Source organism: Aeromonas enterica (assembly GCF_054052465.1).
Genome location: NZ_JBSTYL010000003.1, coordinates 149,208 through 171,383, shown reverse-complemented (window position 1 = coordinate 171,383; position 22,176 = coordinate 149,208). Strand labels below are relative to the sequence as shown.

Below are 22,176 nucleotides of genomic sequence, written 5' to 3'. Positions count from 1 at the left end.
CCACGGCGGCGATATTCATCTTCGCAACCATCACCCCATGGTCTGACCCTGGTACTGGAGCTCAACCTTGACTAATTCCCTGCGCGCCCTGGCCTGGTTGCTGGCCCTGCCGCTCCATGACGCCCTGGCCGGCGAGGTGGAGATGTTGCACTGGTGGACTTCCCCCGGGGAGCAGGCCGCGTTTGCCGTTGTGACGGCGCAGTTACAAGGGGCCGGAGTGGAACTCAAGAATGCCGCCATCCTCGGCGGCGGGGGCAACAGCGCCATGGAGGTGCTGCAGGCCCGGGCCATCGCGGGCAATCCCCCGGCTCTGGCCCAGCTGGAGGGGCAGGCCATCGCCTCCTGGACCCTGCTTGGCTTCATCCAGCCTCAGGACGAGGTGGCAGGTGAACAGGAGTGGGATAGGCAACTGCTGGGAGTGGCCCCCAGGGTCAACAAGATCGAGGGACACTACATGGGGATCCCGGTCAACGTGCATCGCCTCAACTGGATGTGGGTCAACCGCGCCCTGCTGGCCCGCCTCGACATGGCCCCCCCCACCGACTGGCCCGGCTTTCTCGATGCGGTGCGCGCCCTCAGAGCCAAGGGCATCAAGCCGTTGGCGCTCGGCAACGACCCCTGGCAGGTTGCCCTGCTGTTCGAGAGCCTGGCGCTGGGGATGGGAGGCAAGGAGTATTACCAGAAGGCCTTCGTCGAGCTGGACCCGGTGGCGCTCGGCAGCAACACCAGTCGCCAGATCCTGGACCGCTTTCGCGAGCTGAGCGAACTGGTGCTGCCCACCCTGAGCGGCCAGAGCTGGGATCAGGCCACTGCCGATCTCGCCGAGGGCAGGGCGGCCTTCCAGTTGATGGGGGACTGGGTGCTGGGGGATCTGCTGGCCCGTGGCGTGGCCGTGCCCGAGCAGGTGCAATGCCTGCCAGCCCCTGGCACCCAGGGGCTCTATGTCTACAACATGGACAGCTTTGTGATGTTCAACGCCAACCTGCCCAAAGCTCATCTGACCATTGCCCGGGCCCTGGCGAGCCCGGATTTTCAGCTCGCCTTCAATCGGGCTAAGGGCTCTATCCCGGTGCGCCGGGATCTCTCCCTGGCTGACTTCAACCCCTGCGCCCAGCTGTCGCGCATCGACTATGACAGGGCGGAAGCCGCGGGCAACCTGATGCCGAGCGTGGCAGACTCCATGGCCTTGCATCCCCTCTACCAGAAGGCGGTGGAGAGCGAGCTCTATCGCTTCTTCAATCAGCCCGAGCTCGACAGGGAGGGGGTGATCCGCCGCCTCGGCACAGTGGCGCGCAGCGCCTCCAGCAAGGGATGAGGCATCCCTTTTGTAAGTGTTTGATTACAATCCCATAGCCTATTGATACTCATGGCCGGCGCCGACCCTATACCCTGTTCTGGACAACCATCAAAGAGGAATTGAGACATGTCCGGATCATTTTTTTCCCAGGCGCAGCGGGTCGGGCGCAGCCTGATGCTCCCCGTGGCGACCCTGCCTGCCGCCGGTCTGATGCTGGGGATAGGCAACTTCGGTGCCCAGGGGCACCTCTTCCTGCCGCCCTCCTTCTGGAGTGTGCTCATGGTGTCAGGGGACTGGATCTTCGGCAACATGCCGCTGCTGTTTCTGATCGGCATCGCCATCGGCCTTGCCCGCAACAATGACGGCACCGCCGCCCTGGCCGCCGTGGTGGGCTTCATCACCATGAATGCCGCCCTCGGCAAGACGGTGGTGTTGCGCGGCCTGGAGACCAACACCGAGGTGCTGAGCATTCCCACCCTCAACATGGGGATCCTCGGCAGCATCCTGATGGGATCCCTGGCGGCTTACTTCTTCAATCGCTTCCATACCCTCAAGTTGCCCGAGTACCTGGGCTTCTTCGCCGGCAAGCGCTTCGTGCCCATCATCACCGGTTTTAGCGGCATCTTCCTCGGGGTGCTGCTCGGCTTCATCTGGCCCGTGGTGGGCTCCGCCATCTTCGAGTTCACCGCCTACCTGGGCACCTTGAACAAGTCCGTCACCTTCGGCCTCTATGGCCTGGTGGAACGGGCCCTGATCCCGACCGGCCTGCACCATATCTGGAACGCCTTCTTCTTCAACGAGCTGGGTAGCTGGACCAATCCCCAGACCGGGGAGGTGGTGACCGGGGAGCTGGTGCGCTTCTTCAAGGGAGACCCCAGTGCCGGTGGTCTGGCCGGGGGATACATGTATTCCATGTGGGCCCTGCCTGCCGCGGCCCTGGCCATCTATCGCTGCGCCAGCCCGGAAAAACGCAAGCTGGTGGGGGGCCTGATGCTGTCTGCGGCCTTTACCTCCTGGCTGACCGGGATCACCGAGCCGGTGGAGTTCGCCTTCCTGTTCGTGGCGCCCATGCTCTATGTGATCCACACCCTGCTGACCGGGGTGGCCTTCGCCCTGACCAACTATCTGGGGATAGTGCACAGCACCGACTTCGCCCACGGCGCCTTGCAGTTCTTCCTCTACTTGAATCTGCCCCAGACCCACAATACCTGGTGGTTCCTGATCATAGGGCCGCTCTGGGCGCTGCTATATTTCAGCCTGTTCAGCTTCCTCATCCGCAAATTCGACCTCAAGACCCCGGGGCGGGAGAGCCAGCCGCTGCAGGCGGTGGACATCAAGGAGAAAGAAGAGTTGGCGCTGGATCTGGTCGAGGCGATGGGCGGGGCGGCGAACATAGTTCATCTGGATGCCTGCATCACTCGGCTGCGGGTCAGCCTGCACGACATCAAGTTGGCGGATATCCCGCGCATCAAGGCCCTCGGCGCCATCGATGTGCTGGTGGTGGGTAACAACCTGCAGGCCATCTTCGGCACCCGATCCGACAACATCAAGACAGAGATGTCGGCGGCGCTGGCGGTCTAGACGCCGCAGCATGGAAGTGGCGACCAGGCCAGTAGCGGGTTGTCGCTTCGGCCACATCGAGGCAGAGATAGCCAGTTTGACCTGCCGCTATTGCCGCGTCCGCAACAAAGAGATGGCCCCACCGCTGGTGGGGCCATCTCTTTTGGTGAAAAGTCGGGTTCAGGCCAGCCAGAAGGGACGACTTGCCCAGCCTCCGAGCAGCAACAGCTGGCCCCAGACGATAGCCCAGAACCTCAACCGGTAGCTGCCCTTCTGGGTCTTGTGACGCAGCCAGTGGCGGGCCACCAAGGCCCCGGGCCAGCCGCCGCACAACTCCAGCAGGTGGAGGCGGGATTCGGGGATGCGCCAGCCACCGCGAATGACCTGCCGCTTGTCGTGGGCGTAGGCCAGCACCGTCAGCAGGCTCATGGTGGTGACTATGGCCAGCGGCCACCAGTTGGCGTCGGCCAGGCCGAGCCAGGCCGTCCACAGCAGGGGAAGCAGGGCGAGCCAGATCACAGGGCCAGCTCCCAGCCACGGGGGGCGTCCGGACTCAGGCTGCGGATCACTTTGGCCGGGTTGCCCACCGCCACCGAGTCGGCCGGGATGTCGCGGGTGACCACGGCGCCGGCACCTATGATGGAGCGCGGCCCTATGGTGACGCCGGGGCAGATGATGGCGCCGCCGCCGATCCAGCAGTCATCGCCGATCCGCACCGGCTTGTTGTAGGCGGTCCAGTTGCGCCGCTCCAGATAGTCCATGGTGTGGGTGGCGGTGTAGATCTGCACGTTGGGGGCCAGCAGCACATGGCTGCCGATGTGTACCTCGCCCACGTCGAGAATGGTGATGTTGAAGTTGAAAAAGGTCTTCTCGCCGATGTGGATGTTGCGGCCGAACTCGCAGGTGAAGGGAGTGCTGATCCAGCAGGAGGCGGGGCAGTGGCCGAACAGCTCGCCGCACAGGCGCTGGCGCAGGGCTTCGTCACCGGCCGGAGAGGCGTTGAGTTGTGCCAGCAGCGCCTGGCCGCGGATCCGGTCGTTCGCTATCTCCTCGCTCTGACTGTCCAGGGCGCCGCCCGCCAGTACCTTGTCCCAATCGCTTGCCATGCTACAGCTCCTCTCATGTGCCAAGAGGAGCCAGTATACGCGAGCACTCCGGCGGCGTCAGGCTGTCACTTGCTACAACCTCAGGCGCCGGGCCAGATCAGCGGCAGGATCAGCAGGGCCGAGACGAAGTAGGGCAGCAGCACCCGCAGCCCCAGCCGGCGGCCGCCGATCCCCAGGGCCAGCAGCCCCTTCACCAGCGAGTTGACCAACCCCGCCAGCAGGATGCCGCGCGCCGCCACCTCAAGCGCCAGCTCCTTGTGGGAGAGCTGGGAGAGCGACAAGGTAATGGCGTCCACGTCGGTGATCCCCGACACCAACGACAGCAGATAGACACCTGAGTTGCCCACCTTGCTCTGCAGCAGGGTGGCCATGAAGCCGATGAGCGCCAGCAGCAGGCCGAACTTGATGGCGGTGGCCAGATCGAGCGGGTTGCTGGTCTGGGGTTGTACCGGGCCATCGGTCAGCTCCTCGCGCTGGCGCCAGAACCAGAAGGCGAAGCCGTAGACGGTGGCCGCCAGCAGCAATAATGGCGCCGCCAGGCGCATCGCCAGCTCGTTGTGAATGAGCAGCACCAGCACCAGCAGCCGCAGCCACATGGTGGCTCCTGCCAGCAGTATGCCGGTGGCCAGCAGCCGCTCCAGCCCGCCCTGCTCCTTGTTGAGGCGGGCAAACTGCAGGGTGAGGGCGGTGGAGGAGGCGAACCCTGCCAATATGCTGGTGAGCACCAGTCCCGAGCGGGTGCCGAGCAGACGCACCGCGAAGTGGCCCGAGAAGGAGATGCCGGCGATCACCACCACCATCAGCCAGATTTTGAAGGGGTTGAAGGCATCGAGGGGCCCCATCTCCTCGTTGGGCAGCACCGGCAGCAGCACCAGGGAGATGAGCAGGAAGCGCAGAGTGGCGTGGAATTCGGTCTCGCTCAGAAACAGCATCCCCTGCTGGATCTTGCCCTTTAGCCCCATCAAGAGGGCCGCCAGCACGGCGCAGGCCACCGCCTCGCTCGGGCTCAGCAGCACCGACATCAGCCCCAGCAGGTAGGTGAGCAGCATGGCCACCGAGCTGGTGAGGCCGAACTCCCCCTGCCAGCGCTGGGCCAGCCAGACCGAGAGGCCGCAGCCCGTCACCACTACCAGCAGGCCGAGCAGCGGCAGCCAGGGCCCCAGGGTCGGCAGCAGCAGGGCGCAGACACCGCCAAGCAGGCCGATTAGGCCGTAGGTTCGCATGCCGGCGATGCGTTGGTTATCCCCCAGCTGGCGCACCTGCCAGCCACGCTCCAGCCCTATGATGAGGCCGATGGCCAGCGACACCAGGGCACCATTGACGGGGTCTGCGGTGATCCACATAACGACTTCCTCTTCGCTGTGTCATGGCCTTGATCTCATGATGGCACAGCCAACAGGAGGGCAGCGCGGCTTGGCTCACAGAGTGCGCGAATGGCGCCATTCCACTCCTGATATGAGCAAATGAGATAAGCAAAGCGTTATTTCTTGGTTCTCGGCATAACAAGCCCGCGGCATGCTGCATTCAACCCAACGATATGGAGTATCACCATGAAACTGCGAATGACCGCTCTCACCCTGCTCTCTCTGCTGGCCCTCGGCCAAGCCAATGCCGCCGAGATCCATCTGCTCAACGTCTCCTACGACCCGACTCGCGAGCTGTTCCACGAGTACAACGGCGCCTTCGCCAAGGAGTGGAAGGCGAAAACCGGTGATGACGTGGTGGTCAGCCAATCCCATGGCGGCTCCGGCAAGCAGGCACGCGCCGTGGTGGACGGACTGGAAGCGGACCTGGTGTCGCTGGCGCTGGCTTATGACGTCAATGCCGTCGCCAAGCAGGGCTTGATCGCCGCCGACTGGCAGGGCCGGCTGGCCAACAACGCATCTCCCTATACCTCAACCATCGTTTTCCTGGTGCGCAAGGGCAATCCCAAGCAGATCAAGGATTGGGGGGATCTGGTGCGCAAGGACGTGGCCATAGTCACTCCCAACCCCAAGACCTCCGGCGGGGCGCGCTGGAACTATCTGGCGGCCTGGGGCTACGCCCTGAAGAAGAGCGGCAGTGAGGAGGGGGCCAAGCAGTTTGTCGGCGATCTCTACAAGAACGTGAAGGTGCTGGACTCCGGCGCCCGTGGCGCCACCACCAGCTTCATCGAGCGCGGCCTCGGCGACGTGCTGCTGGCGTGGGAAAACGAAGCCCTGCTGGTGCTCAATCAGCCCGATAACCGCGACAAGTTCGAGCTGGTGGTGCCGTCGGTCTCCATCCTGGCCGAGCCGCCGGTGGCCGTGGTGGACAAGGTGGCCAAAAAGCATGGCACAGAAGCGGTTGCCAAGGCGTACCTCGAGTACCTCTACTCCGACGAGGGGCAGCGCATCATCGCCAAGTATCACTACCGCCCCAGCAATCCGGCGATCCTGAAGGAGACCGCGGCCCAGTTCCCGCAACTGACCCTGTTTACCGTCAAGGATCTGGAAGGGGATTGGGACAAGGCCCAGAAGAAACATTTCGCCCAGGGTGGCCTGTTTGACCAGATTTACCAGCCGGGCGGCTAAGGCCCCCCGCTTCCTTGTGGCACGTTTATCCCGTACTGGCCCCTGTGCCAGCTGATAGGAGCACCAAGATGAACAAGATCCTCCTGGTTCCCGGTCTGCACAACAGTGGGCCGGATCATTGGCAGAGTCGCTGGCATCAATATTTCCCCCACTGGCAGCGGATGGTGGGCCTGCCATGGGACAAACCGGACTTGACGGTCTGGAGCGCCAAGCTGGCGAGCAAGCTGCGCAGCCGGCGCGGCCGGGCCCACTTGGTGGCTCACTCCTTCGGTGCGCTGGCGGCCATCACGGCGGCGCGCCAACAGCCTGACAAGGTGGCCTCGCTGTTTATCGTGGCGCCGGCGGATCCGGCTCACTTCGGCATGGTGGATGAGTTGCTGGCGGGCTCGCTCAAGTTCTCGGCCCAGCTGGTGCCCAGCCGCAACGATCCCTGGATGAGCTTTGAGCGGGCCGAGTACTGGAGTCGCCAGTGGCAGGTGCCGCTGTTCGATGCCGGCGAGGTGGGCCATATCAATGCCCAGTCCGGCCATGGGGAGTGGAATCAGGGGCTCAACCTGCTCGGCACCCTCTATCGGCGGGCCGAGATGGTAGTCGAACCTGCGCCGGCCGTGTGGGAGCGGCGCGCAGCCCTTAGTTTCCGTTGATGTTTTCGCTGATCCAGTTCAATACGCTGACAAGGAGAGAGATAACACCCGACACCACAACAGTTGATTTTTGATGGCTTGGTACATTGCACGACGCTCCATTTTTAGGTCTTTTATTTATATAAAAGACCTTTTTTTCATTTTATGACTCTAAAAGCCTTGTCCGCCGCTGTTAGATAAAAAAGTGCTTAGCAAAGGCGTTATTGGTGTTTGTTGCCCCAAACAGGAATGCGCAGAATCGCTATATCGAATGTTTTTCATAACAAACGGATGCGTTATGCGATTTGGTTCTTACTCCGTCCTGCCGGGCTTCGGCCCGACCCTCGGTTTCAGCCTGCTCTACCTGGGTGTGCTGGTGCTGCTGCCGATCTCGGCGCTGGTGCTGTTCGCGGTGAACAACCTCACCCTCGCCGAGTTCTGGCAGGTAATCGGCTCCCCGCGGGTGCTCGCCTCCTTTCGCCTGAGTTTCGGGGCAGCCTTTATCGCGGCACTGCTCAACAGTCTGTTCGGCCTGATCCTGGCCTGGGTGCTGGTGCGTTACACCTTCCCCGGTCGCCGGCTGGTGGATGCGCTGATCGATCTGCCGTTCGCCATGCCCACCGCCGTCTCCGGCATCGCCCTGTGCGCCATCTTTGCCCCCAACGGCTGGATCGGGCAGTGGGTCGCCCCGTTTGGCATAGAGCTCGCCTACAACCCCATCGGGGTGGTGATTGCCCTCACCTTCATCGGTCTGCCCTTCGTGGTGCGCACCCTGCAGCCGGTGCTGCGGGAAGCCGAGACGGAGCAGGAAGAGGCCGCCGCCAGCCTGGGGGCCGACCGCTGGCAGACCTTCCTGCGGGTGCTGTGGCCGACTCTGGTCCCTGCGTTGATCACCGGCTTTGCGCTGGCGTTTGCCCGCGCAGTGGGGGAGTACGGTTCCGTCATCTTCATCGCCGGCAACCTGCCCATGGTTTCCGAGATAGCACCGCTGATGATCATGAGTCACCTGGAGGAGTACGACTATGCCGGTGCCTCCGCCATCGCCGTGGTTATGCTGCTCATTTCTTTCATTCTGTTATTGCTGATCAACAAGTTGCAGGCCTGGAGCTGGGCCCGTATCGGAGGGAGCCGGATATGAACGCCTCACATTCAAGCCTGGACCTTGCCCTCGACGTGGCACAGACCACCCCGATTCGCCATCTCCCGGTGACCCGTGAACCTGTGTGGGTCAAGTGGTTACTGATCACGGTCGGACTGGGCTGGTTTGCCGCCCTGCTGCTGCTGCCGCTGGCCACCGTCTTTATTCAGGCGCTGAGACCCGGGCTGGCCTTCTTCTGGCACGCCATCAGTGAACCGGATGCCCTGAGTGCGCTCGGACTCACCGCCCTGGTCACGCTCTGCGCGGTTCCTCTCAACCTGCTGTTCGGGATGGCGGCGGCCTGGGCCATCGCCCGCTTCCGTTTCCCCGGCCGGCAACTGCTCATCACCATCATAGATCTGCCGTTCTCGGTCTCGCCCGTGATCGCCGGGCTGATGTTCGTGCTGATGTTCGGCAGCCGCGGCTGGTTTGGCGACTGGCTGAGCGAGCACGACATCAAGGTCATCTTCGCCACCCCTGGCATCATTTTGGCGACCACCTTCATTACCGTGCCCTTCGTGGTGCGCGAGCTGCTGCCCCAGATGGAGGCGCGCGGCCCGGAAGAGGAAGAAGCCGCCATCATGCTGGGGGCGAGCGGTTTGCAGATGTTCTGGCGGGTCACCTTGCCAGGCATCCGCTGGAGCCTGATGTATGGCCTGCTGCTCTGTACCGCCCGGGCCGTGGGGGAGTTTGGTGCCGTCTCCGTGGTCTCCGGCCATATTCGCGGCCAGACCAATACCCTGCCGCTGCACATAGAGATCCTCTACAACGAGTACCAGACCGGCGCCGCCTTCGCGGTGGCCAGCCTCTTGGCGCTGTTCGGGATCTTCACCCTGCTGGGAGAAACCCTGCTGGCCCGGCTGCGTGGGCAGCCCACCAAGTCCCATTGATGTTATTGCGACAGGGATCTGGCTGCGCGGTCAGCCCGATCCGGATACCCCATTGATATGGATTGGGGTGTGATGGCGAGCATGGCCGGCCGTATGGGCTGGCCAGCTGGGAGACTCCATCCATCCCGATTTAACGGTTCAGAGAGGCAGCCATGAGCATTCAGGTTCAACAACTCAACAAGCATTTCAATCAGTACGCGGCCCTGGCCGACATCAACCTCGACTTTCACGATGGCGAGCTGGTTGCCTTGCTCGGCCCCTCCGGCTGCGGCAAGACCACCTTGCTGCGGATCATCGCCGGGCTGGAGCAGGCCGACAGCGGCAGCGTCATCATCCGCGGGGAAGATGCCTCGGATCTGCACGTGCGCGAGCGCAACGTCGGCTTCGTATTCCAGCACTACGCCCTGTTTCGCCACATGACGGTGTTCGAGAACGTGGCGTTTGGCCTGCGGGTCAAGCCGCGCAGCGAGCGTCCGGCCGAGGCGACCATCCGCGCGCGGGTCAAGGAGCTGCTTGATCTGGTGCAGCTCAGCCACGTGGCCGAGCGTTATCCGACCCAGCTCTCCGGTGGCCAGCGCCAGCGGGTTGCCTTGGCTCGCGCCTTGGCGGTGCAGCCCAAGGTGCTGCTCTTGGACGAGCCTTTCGGCGCCCTCGATGCCCAGGTGCGCAAGGAGCTGCGCCGCTGGCTGCGCGAATTGCACGACGAGTTGCACGTTACCAGCCTGTTCGTGACTCACGATCAGGAGGAGGCGCTGGAGGTGGCGGATCGGGTGGTGCTGATGAACGCCGGCCGGGTCGAGCAGATCGGCACCCCGGCCGAGGTCTATGATCAGCCCGCCAGCTCCTTCGTGCACAGCTTCCTCGGCAGTGTGAACCTGTTTCGCGGCCGGGTGGCGGAGCAGGGCTTTGGCATCGGCGAGCAGCTGCTGGGCGGTCCCATCAGTTCCCATCAGCTGGCTCAGGGCAGCGCCGCCATCGCCTATGTGCGCCCCCACGAGCTGGAGATACTGCCGGCGGATGCGCCCGGCGGGATCAGCGCCACCATCACCCGACTGCTGCCCATGGGGCCGCGCATTCGGGTGGAACTGCGTGGCAATGGGGATACAAACGGTGCACACTTCGAGGCCGAACTGAGCAAGGAGGCGGCCAAAGCCTTCATGCCGGGGCAAGGGGTGCGACTGGTTGCCAAACAGGCTCAGCTCTATCCGGACTACCAGATCTGACGGCCATCGCCGCTTGAAATGGACAGATAGGATGGCGGTGTGAGCCCGCCTGGGATACAAGGGTGTCAGGCCGTTGCCGGACTCGATGAGGAGTCCGGCCAGGCAGATAACAAGAAAGCGGCGGCGGGACAAACCCCGACCGGCCAGTCAGCGCAGGAGGCGATGACGTGAATTTTCAGCAGTTGCGAATTATCCGGGAAGCGGCACGGCGGGATTACAACCTGACCGAGGTCGCCAATGCCCTGTTTACCTCCCAGTCCGGGGTCAGCCGCCATATTCGCGAGTTGGAAGAGGAGCTGGGGATCGAGTTGTTCATCCGCTATGGCAAGCGGCTGCTTGGCATGACCGAGCCGGGCAAGGAGCTGCTGGTGATCGCCGAGCGCATCCTGAGCGACGCCAACAACATCCGCAAACTGGCCAGCACCTTCGCCAACCGCGAGTCGGGCCGGCTGCTGGTGGCGACCACTCACACCCAGGCGCGCTATGCCCTGCCACGGGTAGTGAAGGCGTTTCGCGAGCAGTTCCCGCTGGTGCAGCTGGAGCTGCGTCAGGGCAGCCCGGAGGAGATAGTGCGGCTGGTGCAGACCGGCGAGGTGGATATCGGCATCAGCAGCGAGCAGCTCGACAAGAGTGAAGGGGTGGTGGCGTTTCCCTACTACCGCTGGCATCACAACATTGTGGTACCGGAGCAGCATCCGCTCACCGCCGAGCGGGATCTGACGCTGGCGGCGCTGGCCCACTGGCCCATCATCACCTATCAGGCCGGGCTGACCGGGCGGGCGCGGGTGGACGAGGCGTTTGCCGAGGCGGGCATCGCGCCACAGATCCTGCTGACCGCGCAGGATTCCGACGTCATCAAGACCTATGTTGAACTGGAGATGGGGGTCGGCATACTGGCGGACATGGCGTTCGACACCCAGCGCGACAAGGGGCTGGTGCAGCTTGATGGCAGCCGGCTGTTTGCGCCCCACACCGCCTGGATCGGTCTCAAGCAGGGGCAGTTCCAGCACAACTTCGCCTGGCAGTTCATCCAGCTCTGCAACCCCGAGCTGGCGCTGGCAGACATTCAGGCCCGCGCCATGGGTGGCGAGCCCGCCCTCGACTTCCAGATCTGAGTCTGGTGACACCAACTAAAACGGGGAGCCAGTGGCTCCCCGTTTTAGTTATGGCGTTTCAACTTTTAGAACTGGCTCAGTTCAGCGCAATCCAGGCGTCTTGCCAATTGGTACCGACCCCGGGTTCATACTGGGTGGCACTGGCCGACCATTGGCTGCACCAGCCGCGGTAGGGGAAGGGCTTGCACTGGTAGATCTTGCCATTCTTGGGTTGCAGCACCCTGGTGCCATCCGTGTAGGACTTGAGTCCTTCCGGGAAGGTGAACTGGTAGTCACCACCGGACGGATCCTTGAGCATCAGATCCAGCGTCTGCTGCAGGGCTTCGCCACCGGCCTTCGGCTTGGCCTCGATCACCAGCTGGTGGTGGCCGGCGCTGAGCCCGGTGAGCGGCATGGTGAAGCTCTGGCTGCTGTCCTTGATGTCGGCAGAGGATTGGCCTTTAGCCACACCACCGTGGTCATACAGGGTGTTGGTGACGGTGAGATCCCCTTGCGCCGTGACGGTGAAGTCGAGGGTCAGTTTGCCGTTGTCGAGCAGGTACTCGCTCTCCAGACCGCTCACGCTGATGTCGTTGCCCACCGGCGGTTGCAGCTGTTCGAGCTGGATTTCGACCCGCTCCAGCGCGCTGCCTGCCTTGAGATAGACGGGGTTCTGGCCGTAGACGGGGTTGAACTGACCGTCGGCATTCTGCTGACCGGCGCGGATCTGGCTCTGCTCTGCATTGATCTTGCTGGCCAGGGCATGGGCCCAGTTGTTCTTCTGACCCTGCTCCGTGGTGGTGATGGTCAGCTCGGTCTGCAGATCGGGGCGCACGCCATTGGCGTCGAATACCAGGGTTCTGGCCTTGTCACCGGCCGCCAGATCGGTGGAAGGGTAGATGGTACCGCCCTGGCTCCAGCTCAGCGGTGGCTGGGTGCCGCCCTTGAAGTTGGCGTCGATCAGGTTGTAGAAGCTGTTGTTGGTGTCACCCACTTCCCACACACCCAGGATCAGCTGATAACCGGTGCGCTCTGGCAGTGTGCACTGATGAGTGACCTGCTTGGGCGGTTGTACCATGTTGCCATCCACCACGCAGAAGGGGGTGAGATCGAAGGCGGTGCGGGTCAGCGGCTGGTTCGGATTCCAGTCCTGTTTGGTGAGGTAGTAACGCCAGTTGCGAGTGACGTGGTTGGCGGTGAAGGTCCAGCTGATGGCGAAGGGGCCGGCCTGCACTTCCTTGCGGGCCCAGCGATCGCTGGTCTGGACGTTCAGCTCTCTCCAGCGGCTACTGCCAGCCGAGGCGATCTGGCCATCCTGGGGGCCGGTCTGCGGGAAGCCGGAGGGGCCTTCCACGCTCTGGGGTTCCCATTGCACCGCACCACACTGGCTATTGTCGCCCGTGTTGCACTGGTAGTTGCGGCTGGCCGGCTGGGTGATGTAGCCGTGAGCGAGCACGCTGCCGCTGGTCAGCAGCGCCAGCGCTGCGACGAGGTGATTGAGTTGGATTTTTGCTGCCATACATTCCTCTGTTCGACAGATATGGGCAGTCAGTTGGCTGGGGCGTTCCCCGATACACACTTGCGTGTGGCAACCCCGCTATCCTGGACGACGTGTCTTTAGACCGGAAGCTTTGCGTCCTGGCTTTTCAACCAGTTTGCCAAATGACTATATAAACGATCATGGTGTCGCGTTTGGCGACGACAGTATCATGACTATTTTTTCTTGAATAATTAAGTATAAATGTTTGCAGCTTGGCCTCATCGGAGTAGAGAAAACACTTAACGTAATGTTTTTAAATGTATATTTAATAATCTTGCTGTACGGAGTGCCGACAATTATGTCGATAAGATGCAAAAGTAAGGCATTTTTTATCAATGAAAAAATCCCCTGTCAGCCGGACTGGCAGGGGATTGCCTGCGACAGGGCAGGACGGATCAGTGGCGAGCGCGGGGACGTTCGGCCTGACGTGCCTGCTGATGCAGCGGTGCCAACCGCTGTTCCAGTTGCTGGTCGATGGCATTGCCGAGTTTGAACACCGCCAGTCGCTCGTCCAGGCTGCGGGAGAGGCCGGCCAGCAACTCGCTCTCCTGAGCCAGTTGCGAGGCGGACTGGGACATCTCCAGCGCCGAATCGTTGATGCCGCTGACGTTGCGGTTCATGTCCTCGGCCACCATGCTCTGCTGCTCGGCGGCGGTGGCTATCTGGGTCGCCATGTCGCTGACGTGCTGGATATGGTTGACGATGAGAGAGAGATCCTGCCCCGCCTTCTCCGACTGGCTGACGCTGCTCTCCGCCAGCTTGCGGCTGGCGTCCATGGCGCTGGCGGCGGTCACCGCCCGTTGCTGCAGCTGGGCTATGGTGCTCTGGATCTCCTCGGTGGACTGGCGGGTGCGGCTGGCCAGTTGACGCACCTCGTCGGCCACCACCGCAAACCCGCGTCCCTGCTCGCCGGCGCGTGCCGCCTCGATGGCGGCGTTGAGGGCCAGCAGATTGGTCTGCTCCGAGATGGCGCTGATGACGGCGGTCACCTCGCTTATCTGCATCACCCCCTCCTTGAGCTGATTGACCTGCAGTGTGGCCTGCTCCACCTCGGTGGCCAACGCCTGGATGCCATGCACGCTGGCATGCACGTCCCGGTTGCCAAGCCCGGCCTCGTTGGTAGCATCCTGGGTATCACGGGCGGTATTTTCCGCGTGGCCCGCCACATCCGAGATGGTCGCGCTCATCTCGTTCATGGCGGTGGCGAGCTGGGCCAGCTGATCCCGCTGGCTGTTGACCGCCTGGTTGGTCTGCTCGGCGGAGGCGGCGATGCGCAGGGCGGCATCCGCCACGTTGCGGGCACCCTGGCTTGCCTCCAGCAGGGCGCGACGAATGGCGTCGAGTCCCTGGTTGGTGCAGGTGGCGACGACCCCCAGCTCATCCTTGCCGTGTATCGGTATGCTGACTACCAGATCCCCGGCCGCTACCTGCTGCATGGCGCGCTTGATCTCGGCCAGCGGATTGACGATGGAGCGGCTGATGGCAAACCCCAGCAGCCCCATCAGCAGGATCACCAGCAGGGTGGCGCCCCCCATCAGCTGGTACTGGGACCAGATGGTGGCCTCGATGTCCTGCAGCAGCACCCCGGATCCCAGGATCCAGCCCCAGGGCTGGTAGCCCGCCACCAGCGACATCTTCTGGGCCGCCTCACCCGTAGGGGTAATCCATTGATATTCCAGCCGGCCATGCCGCCCCCCCTTGCCGAGGTCCACCATGTGTTGCCAGTGGGCTCCGGCGGTTGCCGTGCCGCTCTCCCCCATCTGCTGGCCGACCAGTTCAGGTTTGGTGGGGTGCACCACCACGTGGCGGGTCTCATCGATCACGAACAGATAGTTGTCGCCATCGAAGCGCATGCTGTTGAGCATGGCCTTGGCTTCGGCCTGGGCCTGGGCGGCGGGCAGGGTGGTGGCGAGGGCCTGGATCCGGCTCATGGCGAGATCCAGCACCGCCTGCAGCCGTGCCTCCCGCTCACTCATCAGATTGCGATTCAGGGCACTGGCCGAGATGAGCAGCAGTGCAATGAAGCCGACCAGCGCCAGTGAGAGCAGCAACATCAATTTGCGGCTCACGGCGATATCACCGAGCTTGAACATAATCTCTTCCTTCTTTCCCGTGCGGGTCTGGTTGCGGCCAGTCATGACGATGGCCCTGATTATTTCATTATTAACATTTAATTAACTTTCAATTAACTTTCAATGGTTTGAGGTTACTGAACGCTAATTGAGCGTTTTGACAACCAGTATAGCCAGCAGACAGAAACCCTCGCTTTTGGTAGCGTGGTCGTGCGCATCCCGGCGCACCATTTGCCGTTCTATTTGCAGGAAATGTGAATAAGTTGGCATTTCACCAAAAAGGAGTGGGCACCCCAGAGGTCTGCCCCATAACAAGAGGGAATTTATGAGTTCCATTGCCAGGAATTATTTGAACCAGCTCAATGCCGACTACCTGCAGGTACACAGGCGCAAGGAGGATCTGTTCTGGTCCACCTACATGGGCACCAGCGACGATCAGGCAGGCTTCACCGCCGCCGAGCAGGCCTACAAGGCGTTCTGCGCCGATCCTGCGCGCCTGCCGGTACTGCGGGAGATGCAGGCTCTGGCCGAGGAGACAGAACTCAAGCGGGGTTTGGGGGGCTGGATCGCTTTCTTCGAGTGCAACGTCATCGAGGATCCGGCCGCCGCCGCCCTGATGGACGAGCTGGTGGCGGCCGAAGCGGCGCTGTTCGCCCGCCGGCGGGGGCTGAAGTTGACCCTGCTGGACGAGCAGGGGCGCCAGGTGGCCGGCAGCCTGCCCGCCGCCAGTACGGCACTGGCCGCCAGCACCGATGAAGCGGTGCGCCAGAGTGCGCTCGCCATGTTCCATACCCTGGAGCAGTGGGTGGTCGACAACGGCTATCTGGAGATAGTTCGGCTTCGCAACCGCTTCGCCCGCGCCATGGGCTATCGCGACTATTTCGATTACAAGGTGCGCAAGAACGAGCAGATGAGCCCGGCGCAGCTGTTTGCCGTGCTGGATGACTTCATCGCCCGCACCGAACAGCGGGTGCACCAGAGCCTTACGGAACTCAAGACGGCCAAGGGGGAGGCGGCGCTGCAGCCCCACAACTTGCGTTACTTCGTCAGCGGCGACGTGACCCGCCAGCTCGATCCCTATGTGCCGTTTTCACGGGCGCTGAAGGATTGGGTCGAGAGCTTCCGCCGGCTCGGCATCCAGTATCGGGACGCGACCCTCACCCTGGATCTGCTGACCCGTGAGGGGAAATACGAGAACGGCTTCTGCCACGGCCCAGTGCCCAGCTTCTGGCAGGAGGGCCAGTGGGTGCCCGCCGTGGTCAACTTCACCAGCCTGGCCGATCCTGCTCAGGTGGGCAGCGGCTGGAGCGGCCTCAACACCCTGTTCCACGAGGGGGGCCACGCCGCCCACTTTGCCAATGTGACCGGCAACGCCCCCTGCTTCTCCCAGGAGTTTCCGCCCACCTCAATGGCCTATGCCGAGACCCAGTCCATGTTCTGCGACAGCCTGCTGGACGATGCCGACTGGCTCAAGCGCTATGCCAGAAACGCTGCGGGGGAGGCGATCCCCGATGCGCTCATCAAGGCCATGATAGAGGCGCGCCAGCCGTTTCGTGCCTTCAACGAACGTCAGATAGCGCTGGTGGCCTACTTCGAGCGTGATCTCTACGCCATGGCCGACGGGGATCGCACCCCGGCCGCCGTGCTGGCGCTGGCCCGCCAGTGGGAGCGCAAGATCCTGGGGGTGGAGAGCCCGCGTCCGCTGCTGGCCATTCCGCACCTCCTGAATCAGGAATCGGCCTGCGCCTACCACGGCTATCTGCTGGCGCTGATGGCGGTGGAGCAGACCCGCGCCTACTTCCTCAGGCGCGACGGCTACCTCACCGACAACCCGCGCATCGGGCCGGATCTGGCCGCCCACTACTGGGGACCGGGCAACGGCATGACCCACGACCAGACGCTGCAGAGCCTCACCGGCGAGGGCTTCAGTGCCGCGCCGCTGGCACGGGCATGCAACCAGAGCGTGGCCGAGGCGTGGCAGCAGGCCGAAGCCTGCATGACGGCGGCGCAGCAGCGGCCGCCGGCAGGCGAGGGTACGCCGCTCAATGCCCGCATCCGGGTGGTGCACGGGGATCTGCTGGTCGCCGACAACAGCCAGTCGGAGGCGGCCATGCTGGCCGACTTCGAGGCCTGGATCCGGCGCCATGGCGAAGTCGAGCCCGCTACCCTGGGTTAGAAAACCCCGCCTGCAAAAGAGCCCTGCCAATTGGCAGGGCTCTTTTTTATATGACATATGACGAGTGGCTTCGTCACATCTTCAGCAGGCTCACCGGCTTGCCCTTGAGGGCGACCAGCAGCTGCCTGCCCGGCAGCTTGTGGCCATCGATCATCATGGTGCTGTGGCTGAAGTTCGCCACCAGCCGGCTGCCGTCGGAGAAGCGGGTCTCCTGCACCCGGCCCACCCCGTCCCGCCAGCGAAAACCCACCAGCGCCTTGTCCCACAGCGCTTCGTGCAGCGGGGCAAACTGGCTGTTGAGCTTCACCAGATCCGGCAGGCGACTGTCCAGCGTGCTGCGGCTCAGGTTGACCAGCGGCGGCGTGTTGTAGAGCAGGCCGAGCAGGGCGCGCTCCTCCTTGATGCCCGGGAATTTCAGGTTGTCCAGCAGCCAGTGGTGGCTGTTGAGCACGGAGTCGTGGAACACGGCCTGATAGAGGGGCAGCCTGTCCGCCGGGTTGAACACGGTTTTCAGGTAGCGCGGCTTGAGTCGGGCGGGCTGGAAGAAGACCTGCGGCGCCTCGTCCGGCCACCACTTGCCGAGGTAGTAGGGGGACTTGGCCTGCGTGCGCATGGCGGCATCCTCCCAGCCGAAGCCCCAGCTCTGGATGCCGTGGGCAAACAGCAGCGGCTTGCTGGTGAGGGCGTTGCCATCCTCCGAGCCCAGCACCAGTCCGAGCCGCTCCCCTACCCAGCTCATGCGGGCGTTGCGGTCGGCGATCATGGCCTGGCTGCCCTGCTGGTGGGCTGGGTTGTAATCGTTGGAGGCCATGGCGGTGCCGTCCACGTCGAGGAACAGGCTGTTGATGCCGCTGGCTTTGGCCAGCTCGCTCATGCGGCTCTTGGCAAACGGCAGGGTGCAGCCCGGGTTGAGGTAGACCCCCTCGCCGCCGAAGCCCGGCTTGGGTTTGCCATTGGCCTCGACGATGGCGCAGCGCTTGCCGATCTCGATCGGCAGCTGGGCGGTGAGCCAGCTGTCGTTGCTGCCGGGCGGGATGGCGGTATCGTAGGAGTCATAGCTGCCCACCAGATAGCCCTGACGCTGGGCGGCGGTGAGGGCATAACCCTGCTGCAGGGCGGCCGTCCATTGCGGTGTGCCGAGCCAGAGCTTGCGCAGCCCCGCCTGTTGCAGCGCCTCGACCACCGGCAGCGACAGCCCCTGGCCCCAACGCTTCTGTGCCACCAGCTGCTCGCCGAACTGGCTCTTGACCCACTGCTGGCGCAGGGCCAGCACCTTGCTCTGGACCAGGGGACCCTGCTGGGCGGGCAGGGGCAACTGACTGGCAATCAGCCGGTTGAGGCCGGCTATGATCAGCGTCTGCTGCCTGGGTTCGGGCGCCTTGACGGCCAGCGCTTCCCGCTCATCGGCGTGAAAGTCTTGCAGCCACTCCGGCTTTTGCCGGAGTTTGGCCTGCAGAGCGGGCCAATCGGTCACATCCTGCCGATCGAGCAGGGTATCGCCCCACAGATAGACATGGCTGGCGCCGATCAGCCGCCGACCGGCCGGAATGCGGGCAAACTTGTCGGCCAGGGACTGCCAGGCTCCTTCGCCCTGCAGCCACTCCCGGTAGCGGCGGGCGCCGGCCAGCCAGTCATCCCCCACGCTCAGGCGCACCACCATGGGGGCCTGCTGGTTGAAGCTACTGAATTCATGGCGGGCGCTCAGCTGCAGACGTCCCCCCTTGCGGGTGAAACTGAGCTGGTTGTCATAGGGGGTCTGCAGGATCCAGCTGTAGGTCTGCTTGCCCGCATCCTGGCTCCAGAGCGGCAGTTTGAGGTCGTAGTGGGTGTTGAGCTCGGCCAGCTCGTCGCCGACATAGCCGAGCCAGTCACTATCGCGTACCGAGAAGCGGCTGCCCTCGCCAAAGGCCAGCGACAGGTGGGTCTGGTTTTTCGGCAGGCTGTACCAGGCCAGCTGACGTGGACTGTCGCTGACCAGTGTCAGCAGCAAGTCATTGCCGTCCAGCTTGACCTCCACCCTGGCGTCCTGGGCGGGCCAGTGCCAGCTGGCCTGCTGCTCGCCTTGTTGCAACTGATCGACCTGGCGGGCGGGCTGGCCGGCGCTGACCGGGATCTTGTTGATCGAAATGGCCAGGGTGTCGGGATCTATGAGGTAACTTTGCGTCTCACCCTGCAGGGTCAGGGGGGCGGCGGCCAGCGGCGCCGCCAGCAGTGAAATCAGCAGCCAGCCCAGTGCTGGCGCCTTTGTCTGTAAAGCCTTCATTCAACATCCTTGACCTGATTGATGCCATCAGGGTACGCCGTTGCCCGCCCCCCGGTACAGCCAAATCTGCTTAACCCATATGGGGTGAACGGCATCATGCCTGCCGTTTTTTCAATCGTTCCGCTTCGACTAAAAAGCATCATTCGAACCCCTCCTCAGCCCCCGCCAGCACTGGCGTCATCGACCCACACAGGGGGCGAGATCTGCCGCTACCCATTTTTAAGACGCCCCATATAGGGGGGTGTCAGCCTTGCCGCCAGTTTCTAGCATGCCCGCTCACTTTGAGCTTAATACATTGTTTTATAAGGATTGTTTTTGACTGGAGTATCAGTATGAAGGTGACGAAATGGAGTGTGGGGCTGGGGCTGTGCGCCCTGCTGGCCGGGGTGATCAGCTGGTGTCTGTGGCCGCAGCCGGCGGCGCCGGATCTGGAGGCTGGCCACAGTGGCGAGCCGTTGGTGGACTTCCCCGTGCTGGTAGAACCGGCGCAGCTTGCCGTGATGCCGGTTCCCGATCTCAAGCCGGCGCCGGTAGCGGCGGCCGCCAAGCCTGGCCGGCTGCGTGAGGATGGCAGCCAGCAGCTGGATGCTCCCTGGCAGGCGGTCGAGGTGGATGCCGACTTTCCGCTGGCGGAGCCCGGCGAGGGGGTCGAACAGCCCCAGCCCATCGCCCTGCAGGGCGGCGAGCTGGGACAGGCTCAGGTCGGCGACAGGGTGACCCTGCCGCTGCCGGATGGCAGCACGCTGGAGGCCAGGGTGACCAAGGTGGCGCTGCAGCGGGGCGGGGAACGCAACTGGCAGGGCGAAATACGGGTCGACGGTGACAGCTATCCGGTCAATTTCACCGTCGGCAAGCAAGCCACCTTCGGGTTCATCGGCACGCCGCAAGGCAGTTACTCCGTCGAGACCTTGGGGGGCAAGGGCTGGGTTTACAAGAACCCGCCACTGGATCGGGGCCATGGCGGCAGTGACGCCCTGATCCCGACACATCAATAACAACAGAAGAAGGAAAATCACATGCAGAAAACGACCTTGGGGATCATGATCGCGGGCCTGCTCGGCGCCACGCCCGTGCTGGCGGAAACCATCGATCTGATGGTGCTGCACAGCCCTGGGCTGGCTGCCCGTTATCAGGGGGATGCCCAGACCCGGATCCAGCACATGATCAATGTCACCAACCAGATCTATGCCGCCAGCGGTCTGGATCTGACGGTGCGTGCCGTGCACAGTCAGCAGGTGAACTATCCGGATGGCGGCACGGATGACAAGGCACTCAAGGATGTGACCAAGCAGCGTGTGCCGGTCTTCAAGGAGGTGCCGACCCTGCGTACCCGCTATGGCGCCGACATGGTGGTACTGATGCGGCCCAACACCGGTGACCACGGCAGTTGCGGGTTGGCCTGGGTGGGTGGTTCAGCCACCTATGCCGATGGTCGCAAGGCGTATGCCGACGGGGATGTGTCCAAGGAAGCCGGCAACATGTTCAGCCATGTCACCGCCACCGGTTGCGGCGACGTGGTGCTGGCGCACGAGCTGGGCCACAACATGGGGCTCAACCACTCCCGACTGCAGGATGGTACGGGCGGCACCTACCACTATGCACTGGGACACGGGGTGCAGGGCTCCTTCGCCACCGTGATGGCCTATCCCTCCAGCTTCGGGGTTTACAGCCACGAGTACAAGTTCTCCAGCCCGGCTCTGGTTTGCAAGGGGCAGCCCTGCGGCGTGGATCATCGGGATCAGGCCAATGGGGCTGATGCGGTGCGGGCGTTGCGGGTCACCACGCCCCAGATAGCCAGCTTCTATCCCACCATGGTGACGGAGGCGATGCCGGATCTGGGGGAGCTGGAACGCTCGCTTGAGGCGCGTCGTCAGGATCTGGCGGCGGCCCAGACCCACTATAGCCAGCAAGTGACAGCCAGTACCGCGCTGCAGGATCGGCAGCAGGTGCTGCTGGCCAATTTCGATCGCTACCGGCGCGAGCAGACCTCCCTCAATCAACGCAACAACCTGGCTATTCGGGAGAGCAACCGGCTGGTGCAGCAGTACAACAGTTACAGCGGCAGCTACAGTCCTGCCGAGTATCAGCGGATCCGCACCATTCAGGCAGGGCTGATGACCCGGATCAACCAGTTGCGCGACGAGAGCAATGCACTGGTCCGCCAGTACAACGAGATCAGCCAGCACTTTAACGCTGAGGTAGCCGAGTACAACGGCAGCTGGGATCGCTACAACCAGCTGACGGCGGCGGTGAAGGGCGCCGAAGGCAAGGTAGAAGAGGCGCGCCGCGAGCTGGAGCTGGCCGAGCACAGATATCAGCTGGCGCTGGCCCGTCAGCCGGTCGAGACGCTGTCAGCCTGATATGAGCCGCGCCCCTGGCTGTACATTGCCAGGGGTGCAGCAATATCTGGTTACATTTAAAATTCGGCGTGCATTGGTGCTGCAATGGCTAAGAAAGGGCTAATTAATCAATATATTATTGTTTCTGGGTTTATCCGGTGATGCCATCATCGCCGTGGTCACTCCGTCAGCGGATGCGAGGATGCGACTGACTAATTAATATCCTTCGGCAGCATTGGCCACCTTGCCACTCCCGATGCGAATCAGGTTCGGAAAGCTACAGATCTCCCTCCCCCGAGATGG

19 protein-coding genes and 1 riboswitch are annotated in these 22,176 nt (G+C 63.2%); of the genes, 12 read left to right on the top strand and 7 right to left on the bottom strand.

The genetic code is table 11. From position 1 onward, the window contains the following. The first annotated feature begins 67 nt into the window (after positions 1-67). A complete protein-coding gene (locus ACW5XD_RS04865; protein ID WP_456493882.1) occupies positions 68-1,315 on the top strand; it encodes an ABC transporter substrate-binding protein in 1,248 nt (415 codons plus the stop codon). Positions 1,316-1,423: 108 nt separating this feature from the next. After that, on the top strand, positions 1,424-2,878 hold the full coding sequence (gene ptsG / locus ACW5XD_RS04860; protein ID WP_456493881.1) for a glucose-specific PTS transporter subunit IIBC: 1,455 nt from the start codon (positions 1,424-1,426) through the stop codon (positions 2,876-2,878). 159 nt (positions 2,879-3,037) lie between these two features. On the opposite strand, the gene ACW5XD_RS04855 is transcribed toward ptsG, so the two are convergent. From ACW5XD_RS04855 to ACW5XD_RS04845, 3 genes are all read right to left on the bottom strand, one after another. After that, a complete protein-coding gene (locus ACW5XD_RS04855; RefSeq protein ID WP_456493880.1) occupies positions 3,038-3,376 on the bottom strand; it encodes a DUF1294 domain-containing protein in 339 nt (112 codons plus the stop codon). After that, positions 3,373-3,963, bottom strand: a complete 591-nt coding sequence (locus ACW5XD_RS04850) for a sugar O-acetyltransferase (RefSeq protein WP_456493879.1) — start codon at positions 3,961-3,963, stop codon at positions 3,373-3,375. The genes ACW5XD_RS04855 and ACW5XD_RS04850 overlap by 4 nt, the downstream gene beginning before the upstream one ends. Positions 3,964-4,043: 80 nt before the next feature. Next, complete coding sequence (locus ACW5XD_RS04845) at positions 4,044-5,306, bottom strand: MgtC/SapB family protein (protein WP_456493878.1); 1,263 nt, start codon at positions 5,304-5,306, stop codon at positions 4,044-4,046. Between the two features lie 207 nt (positions 5,307-5,513). Between ACW5XD_RS04845 and ACW5XD_RS04840 the strand changes: the two genes are divergently transcribed. The 7 genes from ACW5XD_RS04840 (at position 5,514) to cbl (ending at position 11,504) form a co-directional block, all read left to right on the top strand. After that, positions 5,514-6,515, top strand: a complete 1,002-nt coding sequence (locus ACW5XD_RS04840; protein ID WP_456493877.1) for a sulfate ABC transporter substrate-binding protein — start codon at positions 5,514-5,516, stop codon at positions 6,513-6,515. Positions 6,516-6,583: 68 nt separating this feature from the next. Continuing rightward, positions 6,584-7,159, top strand: coding sequence for an RBBP9/YdeN family alpha/beta hydrolase (locus ACW5XD_RS04835; protein WP_456493876.1), 576 nt, complete (start codon positions 6,584-6,586; stop codon positions 7,157-7,159). Between the two features lie 277 nt (positions 7,160-7,436). Beyond that, positions 7,437-8,276: a sulfate ABC transporter permease subunit CysT gene (gene cysT / locus ACW5XD_RS04830; RefSeq protein WP_172955206.1), complete on the top strand. Its 840-nt coding sequence runs from the start codon at positions 7,437-7,439 to the stop codon at positions 8,274-8,276. After that, positions 8,273-9,166: a sulfate ABC transporter permease subunit CysW gene (gene cysW / locus ACW5XD_RS04825; protein ID WP_456493875.1), complete on the top strand. Its 894-nt coding sequence runs from the start codon at positions 8,273-8,275 to the stop codon at positions 9,164-9,166. Before cysT ends, cysW begins: the two co-directional genes overlap by 4 nt. A gap of 152 nt (positions 9,167-9,318) precedes the next feature. Further along, positions 9,319-10,389, top strand: a complete 1,071-nt coding sequence (locus ACW5XD_RS04820) for a sulfate/molybdate ABC transporter ATP-binding protein (RefSeq protein WP_456493874.1) — start codon at positions 9,319-9,321, stop codon at positions 10,387-10,389. A 39-nt stretch (positions 10,390-10,428) separates the two neighbouring features. After that, a complete protein-coding gene (locus tag ACW5XD_RS04815; RefSeq protein WP_456493873.1) occupies positions 10,429-10,560 on the top strand; it encodes a hypothetical protein in 132 nt (43 codons plus the stop codon). Next, complete coding sequence (gene cbl, locus ACW5XD_RS04810; protein ID WP_456493872.1) at positions 10,557-11,504, top strand: HTH-type transcriptional regulator Cbl; 948 nt, start codon at positions 10,557-10,559, stop codon at positions 11,502-11,504. Before ACW5XD_RS04815 ends, cbl begins: the two co-directional genes overlap by 4 nt. Positions 11,505-11,580: 76 nt before the next feature. On the opposite strand, the gene gbpA is transcribed toward cbl, so the two are convergent. Next, a complete protein-coding gene (gbpA, locus tag ACW5XD_RS04805) occupies positions 11,581-13,002 on the bottom strand; it encodes an N-acetylglucosamine-binding protein GbpA (protein ID WP_456493871.1) in 1,422 nt (473 codons plus the stop codon). Positions 13,003-13,067: 65 nt separating this feature from the next. After that, positions 13,068-13,153: riboswitch (cyclic di-GMP riboswitch) on the bottom strand. A 265-nt stretch (positions 13,154-13,418) separates the two neighbouring features. Next, positions 13,419-15,116 carry a methyl-accepting chemotaxis protein gene (locus ACW5XD_RS04800; protein ID WP_456493870.1) on the bottom strand — a complete coding sequence of 566 codons (1,698 nt, stop codon included), beginning with the start codon at positions 15,114-15,116 and terminating at the stop codon, positions 13,419-13,421. 304 nt (positions 15,117-15,420) lie between these two features. Here ACW5XD_RS04800 and ACW5XD_RS04795 point away from each other — a divergent pair, with 304 nt between their 5' ends. Beyond that, positions 15,421-17,271 carry a M3 family metallopeptidase gene (locus ACW5XD_RS04795; RefSeq protein WP_456493869.1) on the top strand — a complete coding sequence of 617 codons (1,851 nt, stop codon included), beginning with the start codon at positions 15,421-15,423 and terminating at the stop codon, positions 17,269-17,271. Positions 17,272-17,344: 73 nt separating this feature from the next. Here the strand turns inward: ACW5XD_RS04795 and ACW5XD_RS04790 are convergent, their stop codons facing one another. Then, positions 17,345-19,534, bottom strand: coding sequence for a glycoside hydrolase (locus ACW5XD_RS04790; protein ID WP_456493868.1), 2,190 nt, complete (start codon positions 19,532-19,534; stop codon positions 17,345-17,347). Then, positions 19,531-19,677 (bottom strand): hypothetical protein, encoded by a 147-nt coding sequence (locus tag ACW5XD_RS04785; protein WP_456493867.1) that lies wholly within the window; start codon positions 19,675-19,677, stop codon positions 19,531-19,533. Before ACW5XD_RS04785 ends, ACW5XD_RS04790 begins: the two co-directional genes overlap by 4 nt. 189 nt (positions 19,678-19,866) lie before the next feature. Here ACW5XD_RS04785 and ACW5XD_RS04780 point away from each other — a divergent pair, with 189 nt between their 5' ends. Together ACW5XD_RS04780 and ACW5XD_RS04775 are read left to right on the top strand one after the other, a co-directional pair. Next, entirely contained in the window at positions 19,867-20,529 is a 663-nt protein-coding gene (locus ACW5XD_RS04780; RefSeq protein WP_456493866.1) for a hypothetical protein, read from the top strand. 21 nt (positions 20,530-20,550) lie between these two features. Continuing rightward, a complete protein-coding gene (locus tag ACW5XD_RS04775; protein WP_456493865.1) occupies positions 20,551-21,894 on the top strand; it encodes a M12 family metallo-peptidase in 1,344 nt (447 codons plus the stop codon). Positions 21,895-22,176: the final 282 nt, after the last annotated feature.